This is a genomic window from Rheinheimera sp. WS51 (genome assembly GCF_050936095.1).
Classification (GTDB): Bacteria; Pseudomonadota; Gammaproteobacteria; order Enterobacterales; family Alteromonadaceae; genus Alishewanella.
On sequence record NZ_JBOTRC010000005.1, the window covers coordinates 59928 to 75103 of the forward strand.

16 protein-coding genes are annotated in these 15176 nt (G+C 40.5%); 5 read left to right on the forward strand and 11 right to left on the reverse strand.

Annotated elements, in window-relative coordinates; translation table 11 throughout:
* The first annotated feature begins 22 nt into the window (after positions 1 to 22).
* The 3 genes from arsC to ACRCA4_RS08220 are packed head-to-tail and all read left to right on the forward strand — an operon-like array spanning position 23 to position 1372.
* Positions 23 to 370, forward strand: a complete 348-nt coding sequence (gene arsC, locus ACRCA4_RS08210; RefSeq protein ID WP_433186752.1) for an arsenate reductase (glutaredoxin) — start codon at positions 23 to 25, stop codon at positions 368 to 370.
* Entirely contained in the window at positions 367 to 936 is a 570-nt protein-coding gene (gene wrbA / locus ACRCA4_RS08215; protein WP_433186755.1) for an NAD(P)H:quinone oxidoreductase, read from the forward strand. The genes arsC and wrbA overlap by 4 nt, the downstream gene beginning before the upstream one ends.
* A 16-nt stretch (positions 937 to 952) precedes the next feature.
* The gene (locus ACRCA4_RS08220) at positions 953 to 1372 is read left to right on the forward strand and encodes a DUF2069 domain-containing protein (protein ID WP_433186758.1); all 420 of its coding nucleotides are present in this window, start codon (positions 953 to 955) and stop codon (positions 1370 to 1372) included.
* A 49-nt stretch (positions 1373 to 1421) separates the two neighbouring features.
* On the opposite strand, the gene queE is transcribed toward ACRCA4_RS08220, so the two are convergent.
* Complete coding sequence (gene queE, locus ACRCA4_RS08225; protein WP_433186761.1) at positions 1422 to 2087, reverse strand: 7-carboxy-7-deazaguanine synthase QueE; 666 nt, start codon at positions 2085 to 2087, stop codon at positions 1422 to 1424.
* Between the two features lie 112 nt (positions 2088 to 2199).
* Between queE and queC the strand changes: the two genes are divergently transcribed.
* Entirely contained in the window at positions 2200 to 2859 is a 660-nt protein-coding gene (gene queC, locus ACRCA4_RS08230) for a 7-cyano-7-deazaguanine synthase QueC (protein WP_433186764.1), read from the forward strand.
* 73 nt (positions 2860 to 2932) lie between these two features.
* Here the strand turns inward: queC and ACRCA4_RS08235 are convergent, their stop codons facing one another.
* The 10 genes from ACRCA4_RS08235 to tkt all read right to left on the reverse strand — a co-directional run bounded on the left by ACRCA4_RS08235 (position 2933) and on the right by tkt (position 13555).
* Positions 2933 to 4192 carry a tetratricopeptide repeat protein gene (locus tag ACRCA4_RS08235; protein ID WP_433186767.1) on the reverse strand — a complete coding sequence of 420 codons (1260 nt, stop codon included), beginning with the start codon at positions 4190 to 4192 and terminating at the stop codon, positions 2933 to 2935.
* A 1-nt stretch (position 4193) separates the two neighbouring features.
* Positions 4194 to 4811, reverse strand: coding sequence for an energy transducer TonB (locus ACRCA4_RS08240; RefSeq protein ID WP_433186770.1), 618 nt, complete (start codon positions 4809 to 4811; stop codon positions 4194 to 4196).
* A 2-nt stretch (positions 4812 to 4813) separates the two neighbouring features.
* Positions 4814 to 5218 (reverse strand): ExbD/TolR family protein, encoded by a 405-nt coding sequence (locus ACRCA4_RS08245; protein WP_433186772.1) that lies wholly within the window; start codon positions 5216 to 5218, stop codon positions 4814 to 4816.
* 12 nt (positions 5219 to 5230) lie between these two features.
* Positions 5231 to 5758, reverse strand: coding sequence for a MotA/TolQ/ExbB proton channel family protein (locus tag ACRCA4_RS08250; protein WP_433186775.1), 528 nt, complete (start codon positions 5756 to 5758; stop codon positions 5231 to 5233).
* Positions 5758 to 7125: a MotA/TolQ/ExbB proton channel family protein gene (locus ACRCA4_RS08255; RefSeq protein WP_433186777.1), complete on the reverse strand. Its 1368-nt coding sequence runs from the start codon at positions 7123 to 7125 to the stop codon at positions 5758 to 5760. Before ACRCA4_RS08255 ends, ACRCA4_RS08250 begins: the two co-directional genes overlap by 1 nt.
* A gap of 6 nt (positions 7126 to 7131) precedes the next feature.
* Positions 7132 to 7902 (reverse strand): DUF3450 domain-containing protein, encoded by a 771-nt coding sequence (locus ACRCA4_RS08260; RefSeq protein WP_433186780.1) that lies wholly within the window; start codon positions 7900 to 7902, stop codon positions 7132 to 7134.
* A 247-nt stretch (positions 7903 to 8149) separates the two neighbouring features.
* On the reverse strand, positions 8150 to 9214 hold the full coding sequence (gene fba / locus ACRCA4_RS08265) for a class II fructose-bisphosphate aldolase (RefSeq protein WP_433186783.1): 1065 nt from the start codon (positions 9212 to 9214) through the stop codon (positions 8150 to 8152).
* A gap of 62 nt (positions 9215 to 9276) precedes the next feature.
* The gene (locus ACRCA4_RS08270; RefSeq protein WP_433186786.1) at positions 9277 to 10461 is read right to left on the reverse strand and encodes a phosphoglycerate kinase; all 1185 of its coding nucleotides are present in this window, start codon (positions 10459 to 10461) and stop codon (positions 9277 to 9279) included.
* A gap of 16 nt (positions 10462 to 10477) precedes the next feature.
* Positions 10478 to 11491, reverse strand: a complete 1014-nt coding sequence (gene epd, locus ACRCA4_RS08275) for an erythrose-4-phosphate dehydrogenase (protein ID WP_433186789.1) — start codon at positions 11489 to 11491, stop codon at positions 10478 to 10480.
* A gap of 66 nt (positions 11492 to 11557) precedes the next feature.
* Positions 11558 to 13555: a transketolase gene (tkt, locus tag ACRCA4_RS08280; RefSeq protein WP_433186792.1), complete on the reverse strand. Its 1998-nt coding sequence runs from the start codon at positions 13553 to 13555 to the stop codon at positions 11558 to 11560.
* Positions 13556 to 13918: 363 nt separating this feature from the next.
* On the opposite strand from tkt, the gene metK reads away from it, so the two are divergent.
* Complete coding sequence (metK, locus tag ACRCA4_RS08285) at positions 13919 to 15067, forward strand: methionine adenosyltransferase (protein WP_433186794.1); 1149 nt, start codon at positions 13919 to 13921, stop codon at positions 15065 to 15067.
* Positions 15068 to 15176: the final 109 nt, after the last annotated feature.

Below are 15176 nucleotides of genomic sequence, written 5' to 3' on the forward strand. Positions count from 1 at the left end.
AAAATTAAATAGGAAAGACATCATGTTAACTATCTACCATAACCCGCGCTGCTCTAAAAGCCGTGAAGCTTTAGCTTTAATTACTGATCACGGGCAAGACGTCACTATTGTTGAATATCTTAAAAATCCGCCATCAGCAGCTGAGTTAACAGAGATTATAAATAAACTTGGCATTCATGCCAGAGCCTTATTACGCACTAAAGAGCCTGAGTATGCAGAGCTAGGCTTAGCCGATACAAGCTTACCAGAGTCAGTCTTAATAGACGCTATGGTAACCCAGCCGAAATTAATTGAACGCCCTATTGTTATTGATGGCGATAAAGCTGTAATTGGTCGGCCTTCAACTAATGTTTTAAACTTACTGACATGATTAAAATTTTAATTTTGTATTATTCTCGCCATGGCGCAGTTGCCGCCTTAGCTGAGAAAGTTGCCATTGGTGTTCACAAAGCAAACTCTGAAGCCATTATTCGCTGTATCCCACCGCTTGATAAGCAACACCAATCGCAACATCCTGTTGTTTCAATGACAGAACTTGCACAATGCGATGGTTTAGCTTTTGGTAGCCCTGTCCGTTTTGGTAATATGGTAGCTGATGCAAAAGCTTTTTGGGACAATACTACTAGCCTTTGGCTTAAAGGCGACTTAATTGATAAACCTGCCGGCGTCTTTACCTCATCAGGTAGTATGCACGGCGGAAATGAAGCCACACTGCTTAGTATGAGCTTACCCCTACTTCATCATGGCATGCTTTTAACTGGCATTCCGTATAGTGAACCGGAGCTGCATCAAACAAAAACAGGTGGAACTCCATATGGTCCAACTCATGTTAGTGGCCACCATGCTGACCCAAAACTAAGTATTGAAGAGCAACGCTTAGCTGTTGCCTTTGGCCTACGCTTAGCCAAACTTAGCACAGCACTAAAACATAAATAAAGGTAAGTAATTTTCTATGACAGCCTCAGCCAAGCCAACTATGGCCACTCGAACTGCTTTATATCTTTTTTTAGGTCGTATCGGCTTTTTTGGGCTTTGGCTTTTACAACCCATATGGATTTTATGGTTAGTACCGCCAGAGCTTGGTAACCGTTATGTTTTACTGGCCCTAATGTGGCTACCTTTATGGCTACCGCTATGGGGTATTATAAAAGCTCACGCCTACACTATGGCATGGGCAAACTTTATAGTCATGATTTACTTTATCCATAGCTTAACCAATCTATGGGTAGCTGAAGGCAGTAAATTAATATTAGCTATAATTGAATTAATTTTAGCCAGCGTTATGTTTATTGGCTGCACCTACTTTGCGCGAGAAAGAGGAAAAGAGCTAGGACTTAAAATTCCTAAATTAAAAGATGATCCTCGTAAATAAATTTTAAGCTAGCCTACCAGTAAAAGCATTACTAGTAGGCTAGAAAATATCAATTAATTCCTAAATACTTATGTATTTGAATACTTAACCGCCAATTATATTTAGTACACATCGCAATAGCTAACTCAGTAGCTCTTTGCTGTTGGCTAATTGGCTGCAAATAAATCAGTTTATTACTAATATCCGTGTTAGCAATTAAGGCTAATAATTCATCTATATGCTTTTGCATAGCAATAGGGTGTTTAATTTCATCTGCTCTATTTAAACAACTCTGTAATACCTTGTAACCACCTTGCATATTAATTTTAGGCGATACTGTAACCCAAGTTTCAGCAGGCGCTTTAATTTCAAAGGTACCACTTGTTTCTATTTGTGTACTGAAGCCATTATCATGTAGTAACTGACATAAAGGATTTAAGTCATAAAGACAAGGCTCACCACCGGTGATAACTACATGCTTTGCTTGATACCTTTGCTGTACAAATAGACTTAATATCTGCTCTGCACTTTGCGTCGCCCAATTATCAGTTTCAGCTACTTTTGCCATAATAGCATCAACTGGAGTCGCCTTATCATGGTCAATTGTCCAAGTATGCTTAGTATCACACCAGCTACAACCAACAGGACATCCTTGTAAGCGGATAAAAATGGCAGCTATACCAGTGTAACTTCCTTCGCCTTGAATAGTTTGAAATATTTCGTTTACTTTATACACGCTATTATTAGCCCTTTAGCCACTAGACTAATTACAGTACAATACGCACCCCAAGCTAGTCGCTAGATCATTTCGTTAAATCAAAAATCTATTATACAAGAGAGAGTCTGCTATGCCGAACAAAGTTGTGGTTATTTATTCCGGTGGTATGGATTCATACACTGTGCTGCATAAAGCATTACAAGCAGGCAAAAATGTCTATGCCTTATCTTTTAATTATGGTCAGAGACACGTTAAAGAACTGATTTATGCTAGCAAAGTATGTCAAGAGTTAGAGATACCCCATAAAACTGTCGATATATCAGCTATTAACCAACTATTAGCTGGCTCTTCATTGATAGATGATATTAACATTCCTGAAGGAAATTATGCTGCTGACAATATGAAGTCTACTGTGGTGCCTAATCGTAATATGATTTTATTATCATTAGCTACAGGTTATGCCGTGTCAATTGGGGCTGCTGAAGTTTATTATGGCGCTCACTCCGGCGATCATTCTGTTTATCCCGACTGCCGACCTGAGTTTGTGCAGAAAATGGATGAAGTTTGTCAGGTTGCTAATTATGAGCCAATTTCAATAGTCAGCCCCTATCTTACCCAAACTAAAATAGAGATTTTAGCTGACGGTATAAAAATGGGTTTAGACTATAGTAAAACATGGACTTGCTATAATGGCAGAGAAAAAGCCTGCGGAAAATGTGGCTCTTGCCAAGAGCGACTTGAGGCATTTAGGTTAAATAATCTGCGTGATCCTTTAACGTATGAACCATAGTACTGATTGACACTTTATAGCAATAAATTTCTATCAATCAAATAAAAAACCCCACTTCCGTGGGGTTTTTTTATTAAAGACTGACGCCTTTTTGTTTCGCTTTATCTTTGATATAAGACTCCCAACTACGCACTTGACGTGACATATTGGGATCTTTCTTCGCATTCATTAAAGCGGCATAAGCCTCTTTATATTTACTTTGGTAGAAATAAGCATCTACTAAGCTCATATACACACTACTTGGTTTATCAACATTCATTGATAATGCCTTATCAAAAGCTTTAATTGCATCATTGTAACGCTGAATTGATAAATAAGCAGAACCCTGGCGCCGATAAGCATCAGCATCATTTGTCACTTTTGCAAGCTCACCAAAATACTCTGCTGCCTTTTCAAACTCACGAGCAGCTTGATAGTTATTAGCAATAAAACTTAAATTAGTTTTATCACCTTTAACTAAACCACTTTTTACGTTCGCTTCCATCACTTTCGCAGCTTTAAAGGGAATATTATTATTCGCATACATTTGAGCAAGCATTCTGAGCTCAGAGTCTTTTTCAAGGTATCCCTGAGTATGTGCTAAATGTAATGTAGATAAAGATTTACTATACTCTTCAGTTAGCGTATAGAAATTCCCTAAATATACCCAAAATTGCTTATTTTCTGGAAATAATTCAACCATAACTTCAACTACTGCTACAAGCTCTTTATAGCGCTTAGTTTCATATAAAGCTGCCATTTTTAACTGATAAGGGCCAGGTATTGGCTTATCTGCAAAACGAATAGCATCATCAGCTGGCGCTATAACTTTATCATGTTGATTCATCAAGTAATAAGCATTAGCAATCCGCATATAAGCATCTGAATTTTGCTCACCGGTAAATAATAACCAAGCTTCATAGGCATCTATTGCTTTTCTATATTGTTTATCTTGCAATAGTAAGTCTGCTAATAAACGCAAAGAGGTCGCCTGATCATTAAACACTAAAATATCCGGCTTAACAGCTATAGTTAAATATTGAATCGCCTTTTTCTCATCTTTAGTAGCGTAAAGATTACCTAAAAAACGATTTAACGTTGCTGTATCAAACTCATTGCTAGATTTAGTGTCTAACAGCACAGCGATAGCTTCTTCTACTTTCTCTTCATTATATAAATCAAAAGCTTTAACAAGCTGCCGTCCAGTACGTTCACCCACAATCTGTGTTTTACGTTCTTTACGAGCTTCAATTTTAGCAAAATCAGGCTGCACCGCTGAATAAGCAGGTAAACTTACAGTACCCATAGCGGTTAATACAACTAATGCTGAGGAAAGCTTTATAAAACCTTTCATACTAACCTCCGGCCATATTTAAAGTGAAGTCAAGTTGAACCTGCTGACCTGTTTGCTTAATAGGCTTACCGTCAACCACTTTAGGACTATACTTCCAGCGACGTAATGCACGAATAGCTTCACGGTCAAACACACGACGTGGTTCAGCTTCAATGACTTCTACATCATCTACACTACCGTCTTCCATGATACTAAAGCGTAACCTTACCCATCCTTCTAAGCCATCACGAGCAGCTTGAACTGGATATCGAGGTTCAATACGTACTATAGGTGTTGCATCACCATCACGCATCATACTAGATGGGTCACCTAAACCTGCATTAGCATTACCTAATGATAGGCCTGGCATAGTAAAACCAATAGAACCTGCTGCACTTGACGTATCAGGCTCTGGCTGAGGCGCTTTTGGCGGCTGAGCCGGAGGTGGCGGTGGTGGTGGCGGTGGTGGCCTCCGCACCTGTGTATCTGAATCAGGCGGCGTAGTGTTAATTTCAATAACAATACGCTCTTGTTCATTCGCCTTACGCTCACCGGAACCTTTAATCAGGAGCGCCATAGTCAGAAACAACAGGAACGTTACCACTGCACCGATTATTAACGATGTTAGGAAACGTGCCATAGTTACTTAGTCTCCCCTGCTATACTAATGATTAAGCTATCATCAGCTGCTTTAATTTGATCCATTACTTCCATTACTAAGCCGTGTTTCGCTTCTTTATCGGCCTGAATGATAATGGTATCAGTTGGTGACTCTGCTCTTAAGCGTTCAATATTTGCAGAAACTCGTTCTACATCCACAGAACGTTTATCCATCCAGATTTCACCGTTAGGGCGAATAGCAATAAAGATAGTCGCACTTGGCTTTTTAGTAGCCTGAGCTGAATCTGGCTTGTTTACATCAATACCCGCTTCTTTAACAAAAGAAGTTGTTACGATAAAGAAGATCAACATAATGAAGACGACGTCCATCATCGGCGTAATGTCGATTGATGCTTCTTCTTCCTCACGAATACGTTTACGTGCCATAAAAAATTCTCTTTAATGATGCGGTAAGCTATCAGTTAGTGCGGCTTTTTCCCGCTTAACTTTTACATCTAACCGCGCACTGAAAAATACGCCAGATATTGCTGAAACCAAACCCGCCATTGTTGGGATGGTAGCCATTGAGATACCTGTGGCCATAGTTCTTGGGTTACCTGTACCTTGAGTTGCCATAATATCGAATACGGCAATCATTCCAGTAACAGTACCTAACAAACCAACCAGAGGACACAATGCGACTAACGTTTTAATCAGCAACATACGTTGTTCCAATTTGTCTGAGGCTTCAGAAATCCACGCATCACGGATTTTATGAGCATACCAAGACGTAGTGTCTTGTCTGGCTTCCCATTTAGCAATGATATCCTGTTTAACTTTTGGAAAAATTGCTTTTAGGTACCAGTAGCGCTCTATCATCAATACCCACATGACGAAGAGTACTAGGGCGACAACGTATAAAACGTTGCCACCTGTATGAATAAAATCCTCGACAGATTCCCACAGCCCTACTAGCTGGAGTATCATTAGGCTTTCTCCTTCTCCGCATGCGCAGCAATAATACCTGCAGCTTGCTCATCTAACACGTGTAAGATTGATTTAGCTTTAGACGATACAAATGAGTGTACGAATAATAATGGGATAGCAGCAATCAGACCTAGCGCTGTTGTAACAAGCGCTAAAGAGATTGAGCCGGCCATTAACTTCGGATCACCTGTTCCGTATAACGTAATTTGTTGGAAGGTTTGGATCATACCGATTACAGTACCTAATAGACCTAATAATGGGGCTACCGCTGCAAATAGTTTGATAATACCAATACCGCGTTCAACTTTCGGAGTTTCACGTAAAATGGCTTCGTCAAGTTTTAACTCTAGGTTTTCAGCATCAACGTTCTTATTGTCGTGGTAAACCTTCAAGATACGGCCTAATGGGTTAGCAGACGATGGGTTAGCTAAGTTTTTCAACTGACCACGGATTTTGCCACCAACAACAGTTAGGGTAATAAAGCGCTCTAAACCTAATAGTAAACCTAAGAAGAATACTACGGTAATGATATAACCTACTTCTTCACCTGCTTGATAGTATTCAAACAAAGTTGAACGCTGTTGGTTTAAGCGAAGTAAGCTGTTACCTTTTGTTGGGTCAACATATAAACCAGCTAACTCACCTGCTGAAGCTTTTTCAAATTCGGCTACAGAGTTATGCATTTTAGACTGTGGTTGACGACCTAAGGGTTGAACTTTATCAGTATCTTTATCTAATACTAAGTATTCACTGTCTGTAGTTAAGTGGAAACTACCAAAACGGGTAATACGTTGGGTTTCACTACCGCCATCTAACTTAACAACTTCAGCATCAAATTTTGAAATTTTTCCTGATTCAGTCATTTCAGTTAATAAAGCTAACCACAGATCTTCCATTTCACTTAAGTTAGGCAACTCAGTTGCAGAAGCTATAGTACGTAATGGAACATCACGATCTGGATATTCAGCGCTGATAATAGAAGACGTAATAGCACCAATAGATTGGTTAGCACTTTGTCTTACAACACCAAATAACTCACCCATAGTACCTAAAGCACTTTCTAACTCTTGTTGCTTGCTAGCAATAAGTGAATCATTTTCTTGGAATTGTTTTTGTAAGTTTTTACCGCGAGTTTCTTCAGCGGCTAATTGCTTCTTAGCAGAGCTTAATAATGCTTGCTTATCTGCACGAGCAGATAAAAATTCACGCTCTCGTTCCTGATTAACACGGCCTTCAACAGTCCGCTCTTTTTTAACTTGTTGTAGTAACTGATCCAACTTCGCTGTATCTGCGGTAGCATTGAATGCAATACCAGCAGAAAGCGTCAGTGCTGCAGCAGCTAACATGATCTTCATTGCTTTATTCATTAAATATTACTCCGCAGCAAAAAGTGGTACGCGTTCCATATCAAGCGTGGCTTCACGACGTGCCATCTTGATAAACTGAGTGACAGAATTCAAATATGAATCTGGTAAGCTTTCCCAGCTAGATGTTTGCTTATTCCATACCCATGCTGATTTACCATCTAAAGATGATGCCATTAGTGCTAAACGACCAACATGCACGTATTCAACTGTATTTTCTTGACCATTTACTTCAAGAGTACCTTGGAAAGAATCAAGTGCTGAGCCGTAGCCCATCTCAATGCTATAAGCTTCTAAAATTTGACGGTACTGTTCTGATAATTGAACATCTGAACGAGTCATTACTTCACGTAGTTTTTCAACGCGCTCTAAACGACGCTCAGTACGTAGTGGCATATCAGCTTTTACAAACTCTTCTAACGCATTAATCATGCGCATCATTAATGGTACAGTACCTTTACGGGTATCTTCTAAACCATCAATTTGACGTTGCAAGCCATTTACTTGACGTTGCTGGTCAGCAACTAAAGTAGCTAAAAAGTCATTATAGACCTTCAGGTTTTCAGTTTGATCAACTACCTGGCGATATTCACCAAGCAATTCCTGAGTTTGCTCGTAAATTGTGTTTATTTTTTCTTGTGATTGAACCGCATCACGCTGGATCAAACGACCTTGCTGATGCAAATCTTTTAAATCTGTAGCAAAAGCACCACTAGATAAGGCTAAAGTGCCTACTAGCGCTGATGCAACAAGACTCTTGCGAATTTTATTGTTAGACATAGTTCCCAACCAATTATTGCTGATTAACGTAACCTGAAGTTGTAAGGGCCTTATTATATTATTCGATATAATAAGCCCCTCGGTTAGAGGGTAAACCGTCCGCATCATTACAGGTAAAAAAGCCGTTGTCAATACAACTTCTACCTGATTACAGCCTGTAATAATGCAGCTTTATAAGGTTTAGCACCCAATTTTCACACTAAAAAAACTTATTAATTAATTTGCAAAAGCATATCAATATTTTTTTTTACTTTATATTCGGCGTTAATTTTCCTGCTGTATATAAAGCTACCATATCATCCAGTGAAACTGGTTTGATTTTACTTGCATTACCCGCTGAACCAAAAGCTTCATAACGATTAATACATACTTCTTTCATTGCTTCTACTGAAGCTTGAAAATATTTTCTCGGATCAAACTCCGCTGGGTTATGCGCTAAATAACGACGAATGGCACCTGTTGATGCTAAGCGTAAATCCGTATCAATATTTATTTTACGCACGCCATATTTAATACCCTGCTGAATTTGCTCTACTGGCACACCGTAAGTTTCAGGGATCTCACCACCATATTGATTAATTATTTCTAACCAATCTTGTGGTACAGATGACGAGCCATGCATAACTAAGTGCGTATCAGGAATACGCTCATGGATCGCTTTAATTCGATCTATAGCTAAAATATCGCCTGTAGGTGGACGACTAAACTTATAAGCACCATGCGAGGTACCACAAGCGATAGCTAGCGCATCAACTTGAGTGTCTCTTACAAATTGAGCAGCTTCTTCTGGGTCTGTCAACATTTGTTCTTTTGTTAATACGCCCTCTGCACCTACGCCGTCTTCTTCACCTGCTGTACCAGTTTCAAGCGAGCCAAGACAACCTAACTCACCTTCTACAGACACACCACAAGCATGCGCTATTTCTACGACTTTACGGGTTATGTTCATGTTGTAGTCATAATCCATTGGTGTTTTACCATCTTCACCTAATGAACCATCCATCATAACCGATGAGAACCCTAGCTGAATTGAACGCTGACAAACGCCTAAAGAAGTACCATGGTCCTGGTGCATAACCACTGGAATATGAGGAAATTCTTCCACTGCAGCTAAAATTAAATGACGTAAAAAAGGTGCGCCAGCATATTTACGTGCACCTGCCGAAGCCTGAACGATAACAGGGCTATTTGTTTTATCTGCCGCCATCATAATCGCGCGCATTTGCTCTAAATTGTTAACGTTAAATGCTGGTATGCCGTAGCCTTGCTCAGCAGCATGATCTAGCATCTGACGTAACGAAATAAGGGCCATAGAATCCTCTCTGTGTTTAATTAAAATATAGTCGTATTATGAAATTTTGCTATTAGTTATTTTTATGCTTTTACTGATGCTCGTTGTTCTAATATCTCTACAGCAGGCAATTTTTTACCTTCTAAAAATTCCAAAAACGCACCGCCACCTGTTGATATATAAGACACTTTGTCTGCAATTTGATATTTATCAATTGCTGCTAAGGTGTCACCACCGCCCGCAATTGAAAATGCTTTACTATTCGCAATGGCTTCAGCTAAAGCTTTAGTCCCTGCAGAAAACTGCTCTAATTCAAATACACCAACAGGTCCATTCCACACGATAGTGCCAGCATTATTTATAATTTCAATCAATTGCTCAACAGTATCTGGTCCAATGTCAAAAATCATATCGTCAGCAGCAACTGCATTTACAGCTTTTAAAGTAGCAGGACTTGCCTCACTAAACTCACTGCCTACTACAACATCGGTCGGCACAGGAATAGTAGCTCCCCTGTCACTTGCTTGGCTCATTAGTCGCTGTGCTTCTGACACTAAGTCAGCTTCAAACAGTGACTTACCTACGTTATTGCCCGTTGCTGCAATAAAAGTATTTGCAATACCACCTCCAACAATAAGTTGATCGACAATACCAGATAACGACTCTAATACCGTTAATTTCGTAGAAACTTTAGAGCCGCCAACAATTGCAACTAACGGCCGTTTTGGCTGTTTTAACGCAGAAGCTAACGCATCAAGCTCAGCAACAAGCAATGGGCCTGCACAGGCTACAGGGGCATATTTTGCCACGCCATGTGTCGACGCTTGGGCTCTGTGAGCTGTACCAAATGCATCCATCACAAAGACATCACATAAATCAGCCAGCTGTTTAGCTAATTGATCATCATTTTTGGCTTCACCTTTATTAAAGCGCACGTTTTCAAATACAACAACTTCGCCGGCATCTATTTTTACGCCAGAAAGATAATCAGACACTAAGCGTACTGGCACTTCTAGTGCGTTATTTAAATAATCGACAATAGGCTGTAACGATGCTTCAGCTGAAAACACGCCTTCTTCAGGTCGGCCTAAGTGCGACATTAACATCACCTTAGCGCCTTTACTTAAGGCTAGCTTTATCGTCGGTAATGCCGCTTTTAAACGCGCATCTGAACTAATTTTTCCAGCTTTAATAGGTACATTTAAGTCTTCTCGGATTAACACTCGCTTGTCATGTAAATCAATATCACTCATGCGAATAACAGACATGGTTTACTCCTTCTTATTAAATACTGTTCATCATGGCTTGTGCTGTATCTAGCATGCGATTAGCAAAGCCCCATTCGTTATCGCACCAAACTAAACATTTAACTAAGCGTTTATGGCTAACCCGTGTTTGTGAGCCATCAACAATGCAAGAGTGCGGATCATGATTAAAATCAACGGAAACTAAAGGCTCTTCGGTATAATCTAAAATACCGGCTAACTCCCCTAGCCTAGCTTGGCTTAATATCTGATTAACCTTAGCAATACTGACATCCTGATCTAGGGTGACGCTTAAATCCATCGCAGTGACGTTTACGGTAGGTACACGCACAGCTATGGCTTCAAAGCGCCCGGCTAAGTGCGGCATTATTCGCTCAATCCCTAGTGCTAACTTAGTGTCAACCGGAATAATAGATTGGCTTGCAGCCCGCGTTCGACGTAAATCAGTATGATATGCATCTATAACTTGTTGATCGTTCATCGAAGCGTGAATAGTTGTGATAGTGCCACTTTCAACACCGAAATTTTGATCTAGCACTTGCAGCACAGGCACGATGCAATTTGTGGTACAAGAGCCTGCTGAAACAATGTTCATCTGATGATTAAGCAAATTTTGATTAATGCCATAAATAATAGTGGCATCAATATCAGCGTCTGCTGGGTGAGAAAAAAGCACCTTTTTAGCACCAGCATTAAGGTGCCACTGGGCATGTTCTCGACTATGAAAAACGCCGGTACATTCTAAAACGATATCCACGTTAAGCTCTGCCCAAGGTAACTCTGCCGGATCTGCACGAGAAAAAAGACGGATTTTATCGCCAGCGACGCTAATACCATCATTTGATGGCGCAACATCAAAGCGAAACCGACCATGTGATGTATCGTATTTAAGCAGGTGCAGCACGCCCTCTGCTTCAGCAAGTTCATTAATTGCTACCACTTGCAACTGTTGCTGCAATCCATTTTCATATATTGCTCGCACAATATTGCGACCAATACGACCAAAGCCGTTTATTGCTAGTCTAATTGTCATAACATCACATATAAAAATGGGATAAAAGGAATGGGATCATCGCTGATCCCATTAATATGAGTATATTTATGCTAATAGCTGTTTAGCCGTAGCAACAATATTATCGGTAGTAATACCAAAGTGCTTAAATAGCTGATCTGCAGGCGCAGACTCACCAAAGCTATTCATACCAATAATCTTGCCTTCAAAGCCTACATATTTATACCAACAATCTAGACTTGCTGCTTCCACTGCAATTCGTTTTGTTACAGTTGATGGTAAAACACTCTCGCGATACTCAGCAGTTTGTTGCTCAAAGGCATCCGTTGACGGCATAGATACAACGCGTACAGCAGCACCTTGTTCTGTTAGTTGTTCTGCAGCTTGCATAGCTAAATCAACTTCAGAGCCTGTAGCAATTAAGATAAGCTCTGGGGCTTTATTGCTATCACGTAAAATATACCCACCGCGCTTAATATTAGCGACTTGCTCAGGATCACGCGATTGTTGCTGTAAATTTTGGCGACTAAAAATTAGTGTTGAAGGGCCTTGGCTGCGCTCAATTGCGGCCTGCCATGCCACAGCTGACTCTACTTGATCACAAGGACGCCAGTTAACCAAGTTAGGCGTAGCACGTAGTGAAGCAAGTTGTTCAACCGGCTGGTGTGTAGGGCCATCTTCACCTAAACCAATAGAGTCATGGGTATAAACGAAAATCACCCGTTGCTTCATTAAAGCGGCCATGCGCACTGCATTTCGGGCATATTCCATAAACATTAAGAAAGTTGCACCATAAGGTACAAAGCCACCATGCAACGCAATACCGTTCATTATGGCCGACATACCGAACTCACGGACACCGTAATAAATATAGTTACCACTAGCATCAGTTGCAGTTAAGCCTTTAGAGCCAGACCATAATGTTAAATTAGAGCCGGCTAAGTCGGCTGAGCCGCCCATAAACTCTGGTAAAATAGGACCAAAAGCATTTAACGCATTTTGCGATGCTTTACGGCTGGCAATATTGGCAGGGTTAGCTTGCAATTGATTAATATAAGCCTGTGATAATTCAGCCCAATTAGCAGGTAATTCACCACTGATACGACGGCTAAATTCAGCAGCCAATTCTGGGTAAGCTGCACTATAACTCGCAAATAACGTCTGCCATTGCTGTTGGCGGCTTGCGCCTTGCTCTTTAGCATCCCAAGCTGCGTAAATATCAGCTGGAATATCAAATGCCGCATGAGGCCATTGTAAATATTCGCGGCTTGCTGCAATTTCAGCATCACCTAATGGAGCACCATGACAATCATGGCTACCGCCTTTATTCGGTGAACCATAACCAATAACAGTACGACAACAAATTAAAATGGGTTTATCTGTAACTTTATGCGCTTGTTCAATGGCATTTTGTACCGCTTGCGGATCATGGCCATCAACATTGGCAATCACATGCCAGCCATAAGCTTCAAACCGTGCTGGTGTATTATCAGTAAACCAGCCTTCAACTTCACCATCTATTGAAATGCCATTGTCATCCCAAAAGGCGATTAATTTATTTAAACCTAAGGTACCGGCTAATGAGCAGGCTTCGTGCGAAACGCCTTCCATTAAACAGCCATCACCTAAAAAAACATAAGTATGATGATCAACAATATCAAATTCAGGTTTATTAAACTGCGCTGCTAGAGCTTTTTCAGCAATAGCCATACCCACTGCATTTGTTAAACCTTGACCTAATGGCCCTGTTGTTGTTTCAACGCCTGGAGCATAACCATATTCTGGGTGCCCTGGTGTTTTAGAGTCTAATTGACGAAACTGTTTTAAGTCTTCAATGCTTAAGTCATAACCTGACAAATGCAAAAGTGAATAAAGTAGCATTGAACCGTGGCCATTAGATAAGATAAAGCGGTCACGGTTAGGCCAGTTTGGATCGGTTGGATTATGCTGTAAAAAGTCACGCCAAAGTACTTCAGCGATATCAGCCATCCCCATAGGGGCTCCTGGGTGACCAGACTTAGCTTTTTGTACTGCATCCATACTTAGTGCACGGATTGCATTGGCGAGTTGTTTACGAGGTAGCATCTTCACTCCTGACATTGCTCAGCTTTGTGTTTTAAAGCTGTTGATTAATGTGGCTGACAAAAGCCGACTATATAAGATATATCCAAAACAGGCGACATTTTCCCAGAGCCACTCGCAGATGGCAACTTTAAATCTTAACTGTTGTTTAATTGACTCAAAATACACCTAGTCTGATTGATGTTTGTCGTTCCCTGTCTCAGAAAAGCACTCAAACCTAGCTAAAATAGCATTAAAGACGTCTGGGTGGCAGAAAAATGTAGCAATAGCTCAGAGTTTTTATTAAAATGCCTGCCTATTTTTTCGGTTCATGCATGCAACATCGCAGCGCTGAATTTAAACTGTATTACTATTGGAACAAAACAGATGGCACAACATATATTTACTTCTGAATCAGTATCTGAAGGTCACCCGGATAAAATTGCTGATCAGATTTCAGACGCCGTACTGGACGCTATTCTTGAGCAGGATCCCAAAGCGCGTGTTGCTTGCGAAACCTTTGTTAAAACCGGCATGGTATTAGTTGGCGGCGAAGTAACAACATCAGCTTGGGTTGATATTGAAGAACTGACTCGTAAAACTGTGCGTAATATTGGCTATACCCATTCAGATATGGGCTTTGATGCAGACTCTTGCGCTGTATTAAATGCCATCGGTAAGCAATCACCGGATATTAACCAAGGTGTTGACCGTGCCTCTCCTGCCGAGCAAGGTGCAGGCGATCAAGGTTTAATGTTTGGCTATGCCAGTGACGAAACTGACGTTTTAATGCCAGCACCTGTCACGTATTCGCATCGCTTAGTTCAGCGTCAAGCTCAATTACGCAAAGACGGCACCTTAGCTTGGTTACGTCCTGATGCTAAATCTCAATTAAGCTTTATTTATGAAGATGGCAAGCCAATTGGTATAGATGCGGTTGTTTTATCAACTCAACACTGCGATAGCATTAGCACCGCTGATTTGCGTGAAGCGGTGATGGAAGAGATTATTAAACCAGTATTACCTACTGAATGGTTAACCGACAAAACTAAATACTTTATCAATCCAACTGGCCGTTTTGTTATTGGTGGCCCTATGGGTGATTGTGGTTTAACGGGTAGAAAAATCATTGTAGATACCTATGGCGGCATGGCGCGTCACGGTGGTGGTGCTTTCTCAGGTAAAGATCCGTCAAAAGTAGACCGCTCAGCGGCATATGCTGCACGCTATGTTGCCAAGAACATTGTTGCTGCTGGCTTAGCTAAGCGCTGTGAGTTACAAGTATCTTATGCCATAGGTGTAGCTGAGCCTACCTCAATTAGCATTGAAACCTTTGGCACTAGCAAATTAACTGAAGATGAGTTAATTAAATTAGTCCGTCAATATTTCGATTTACGTCCTTATGGTTTAATCGAAATGTTGCAGTTAGAACGTCCAATTTACTTACCAACAGCAGCTTATGGTCACTTTGGTCGTGATGAGTTCCCTTGGGAGCAAACTGATAAAGCTGAAATACTGCGCCAATATGCTAAATAGCAACTTGCTTAGTAATACTGCTTTTTATAAAGCTAAATAGACTAAAAAAGAGAGCTTAGCTCTCTTTTTGCTTAATTACGCTTAATTTTATCAAGCAATTATAAAACTA

Coding starts and splice junctions, on each gene's coding strand:
- ACRCA4_RS08250 (WP_433186775.1), bottom strand. CDS start 5,758: ATGATACTCCAGCTAGTAGGGCTGTGGGAATCTGTCGAGGATTTTATT.
- fba (WP_433186783.1), bottom strand. CDS start 9,214: ATGGCCCTTATTTCGTTACGTCAGATGCTAGATCATGCTGCTGAGCAA.
- metK (WP_433186794.1), top strand. CDS start 13,919: ATGGCACAACATATATTTACTTCTGAATCAGTATCTGAAGGTCACCCG.
- ACRCA4_RS08245 (WP_433186772.1), bottom strand. CDS start 5,218: ATGGCACGTAAACGTATTCGTGAGGAAGAAGAAGCATCAATCGACATT.
- ACRCA4_RS08240 (WP_433186770.1), bottom strand. CDS start 4,811: ATGGCACGTTTCCTAACATCGTTAATAATCGGTGCAGTGGTAACGTTC.
- ACRCA4_RS08235 (WP_433186767.1), bottom strand. CDS start 4,192: ATGAAAGGTTTTATAAAGCTTTCCTCAGCATTAGTTGTATTAACCGCT.
- ACRCA4_RS08220 (WP_433186758.1), top strand. CDS start 953: ATGACAGCCTCAGCCAAGCCAACTATGGCCACTCGAACTGCTTTATAT.
- ACRCA4_RS08270 (WP_433186786.1), bottom strand. CDS start 10,461: ATGTCTGTTATTCGCATGAGTGATATTGATTTACATGACAAGCGAGTG.
- wrbA (WP_433186755.1), top strand. CDS start 367: ATGATTAAAATTTTAATTTTGTATTATTCTCGCCATGGCGCAGTTGCC.
- epd (WP_433186789.1), bottom strand. CDS start 11,491: ATGACAATTAGACTAGCAATAAACGGCTTTGGTCGTATTGGTCGCAAT.
- ACRCA4_RS08260 (WP_433186780.1), bottom strand. CDS start 7,902: ATGTCTAACAATAAAATTCGCAAGAGTCTTGTTGCATCAGCGCTAGTA.
- ACRCA4_RS08255 (WP_433186777.1), bottom strand. CDS start 7,125: ATGAATAAAGCAATGAAGATCATGTTAGCTGCTGCAGCACTGACGCTT.
- tkt (WP_433186792.1), bottom strand. CDS start 13,555: ATGCTACCTCGTAAACAACTCGCCAATGCAATCCGTGCACTAAGTATG.
- queC (WP_433186764.1), top strand. CDS start 2,200: ATGCCGAACAAAGTTGTGGTTATTTATTCCGGTGGTATGGATTCATAC.
- arsC (WP_433186752.1), top strand. CDS start 23: ATGTTAACTATCTACCATAACCCGCGCTGCTCTAAAAGCCGTGAAGCT.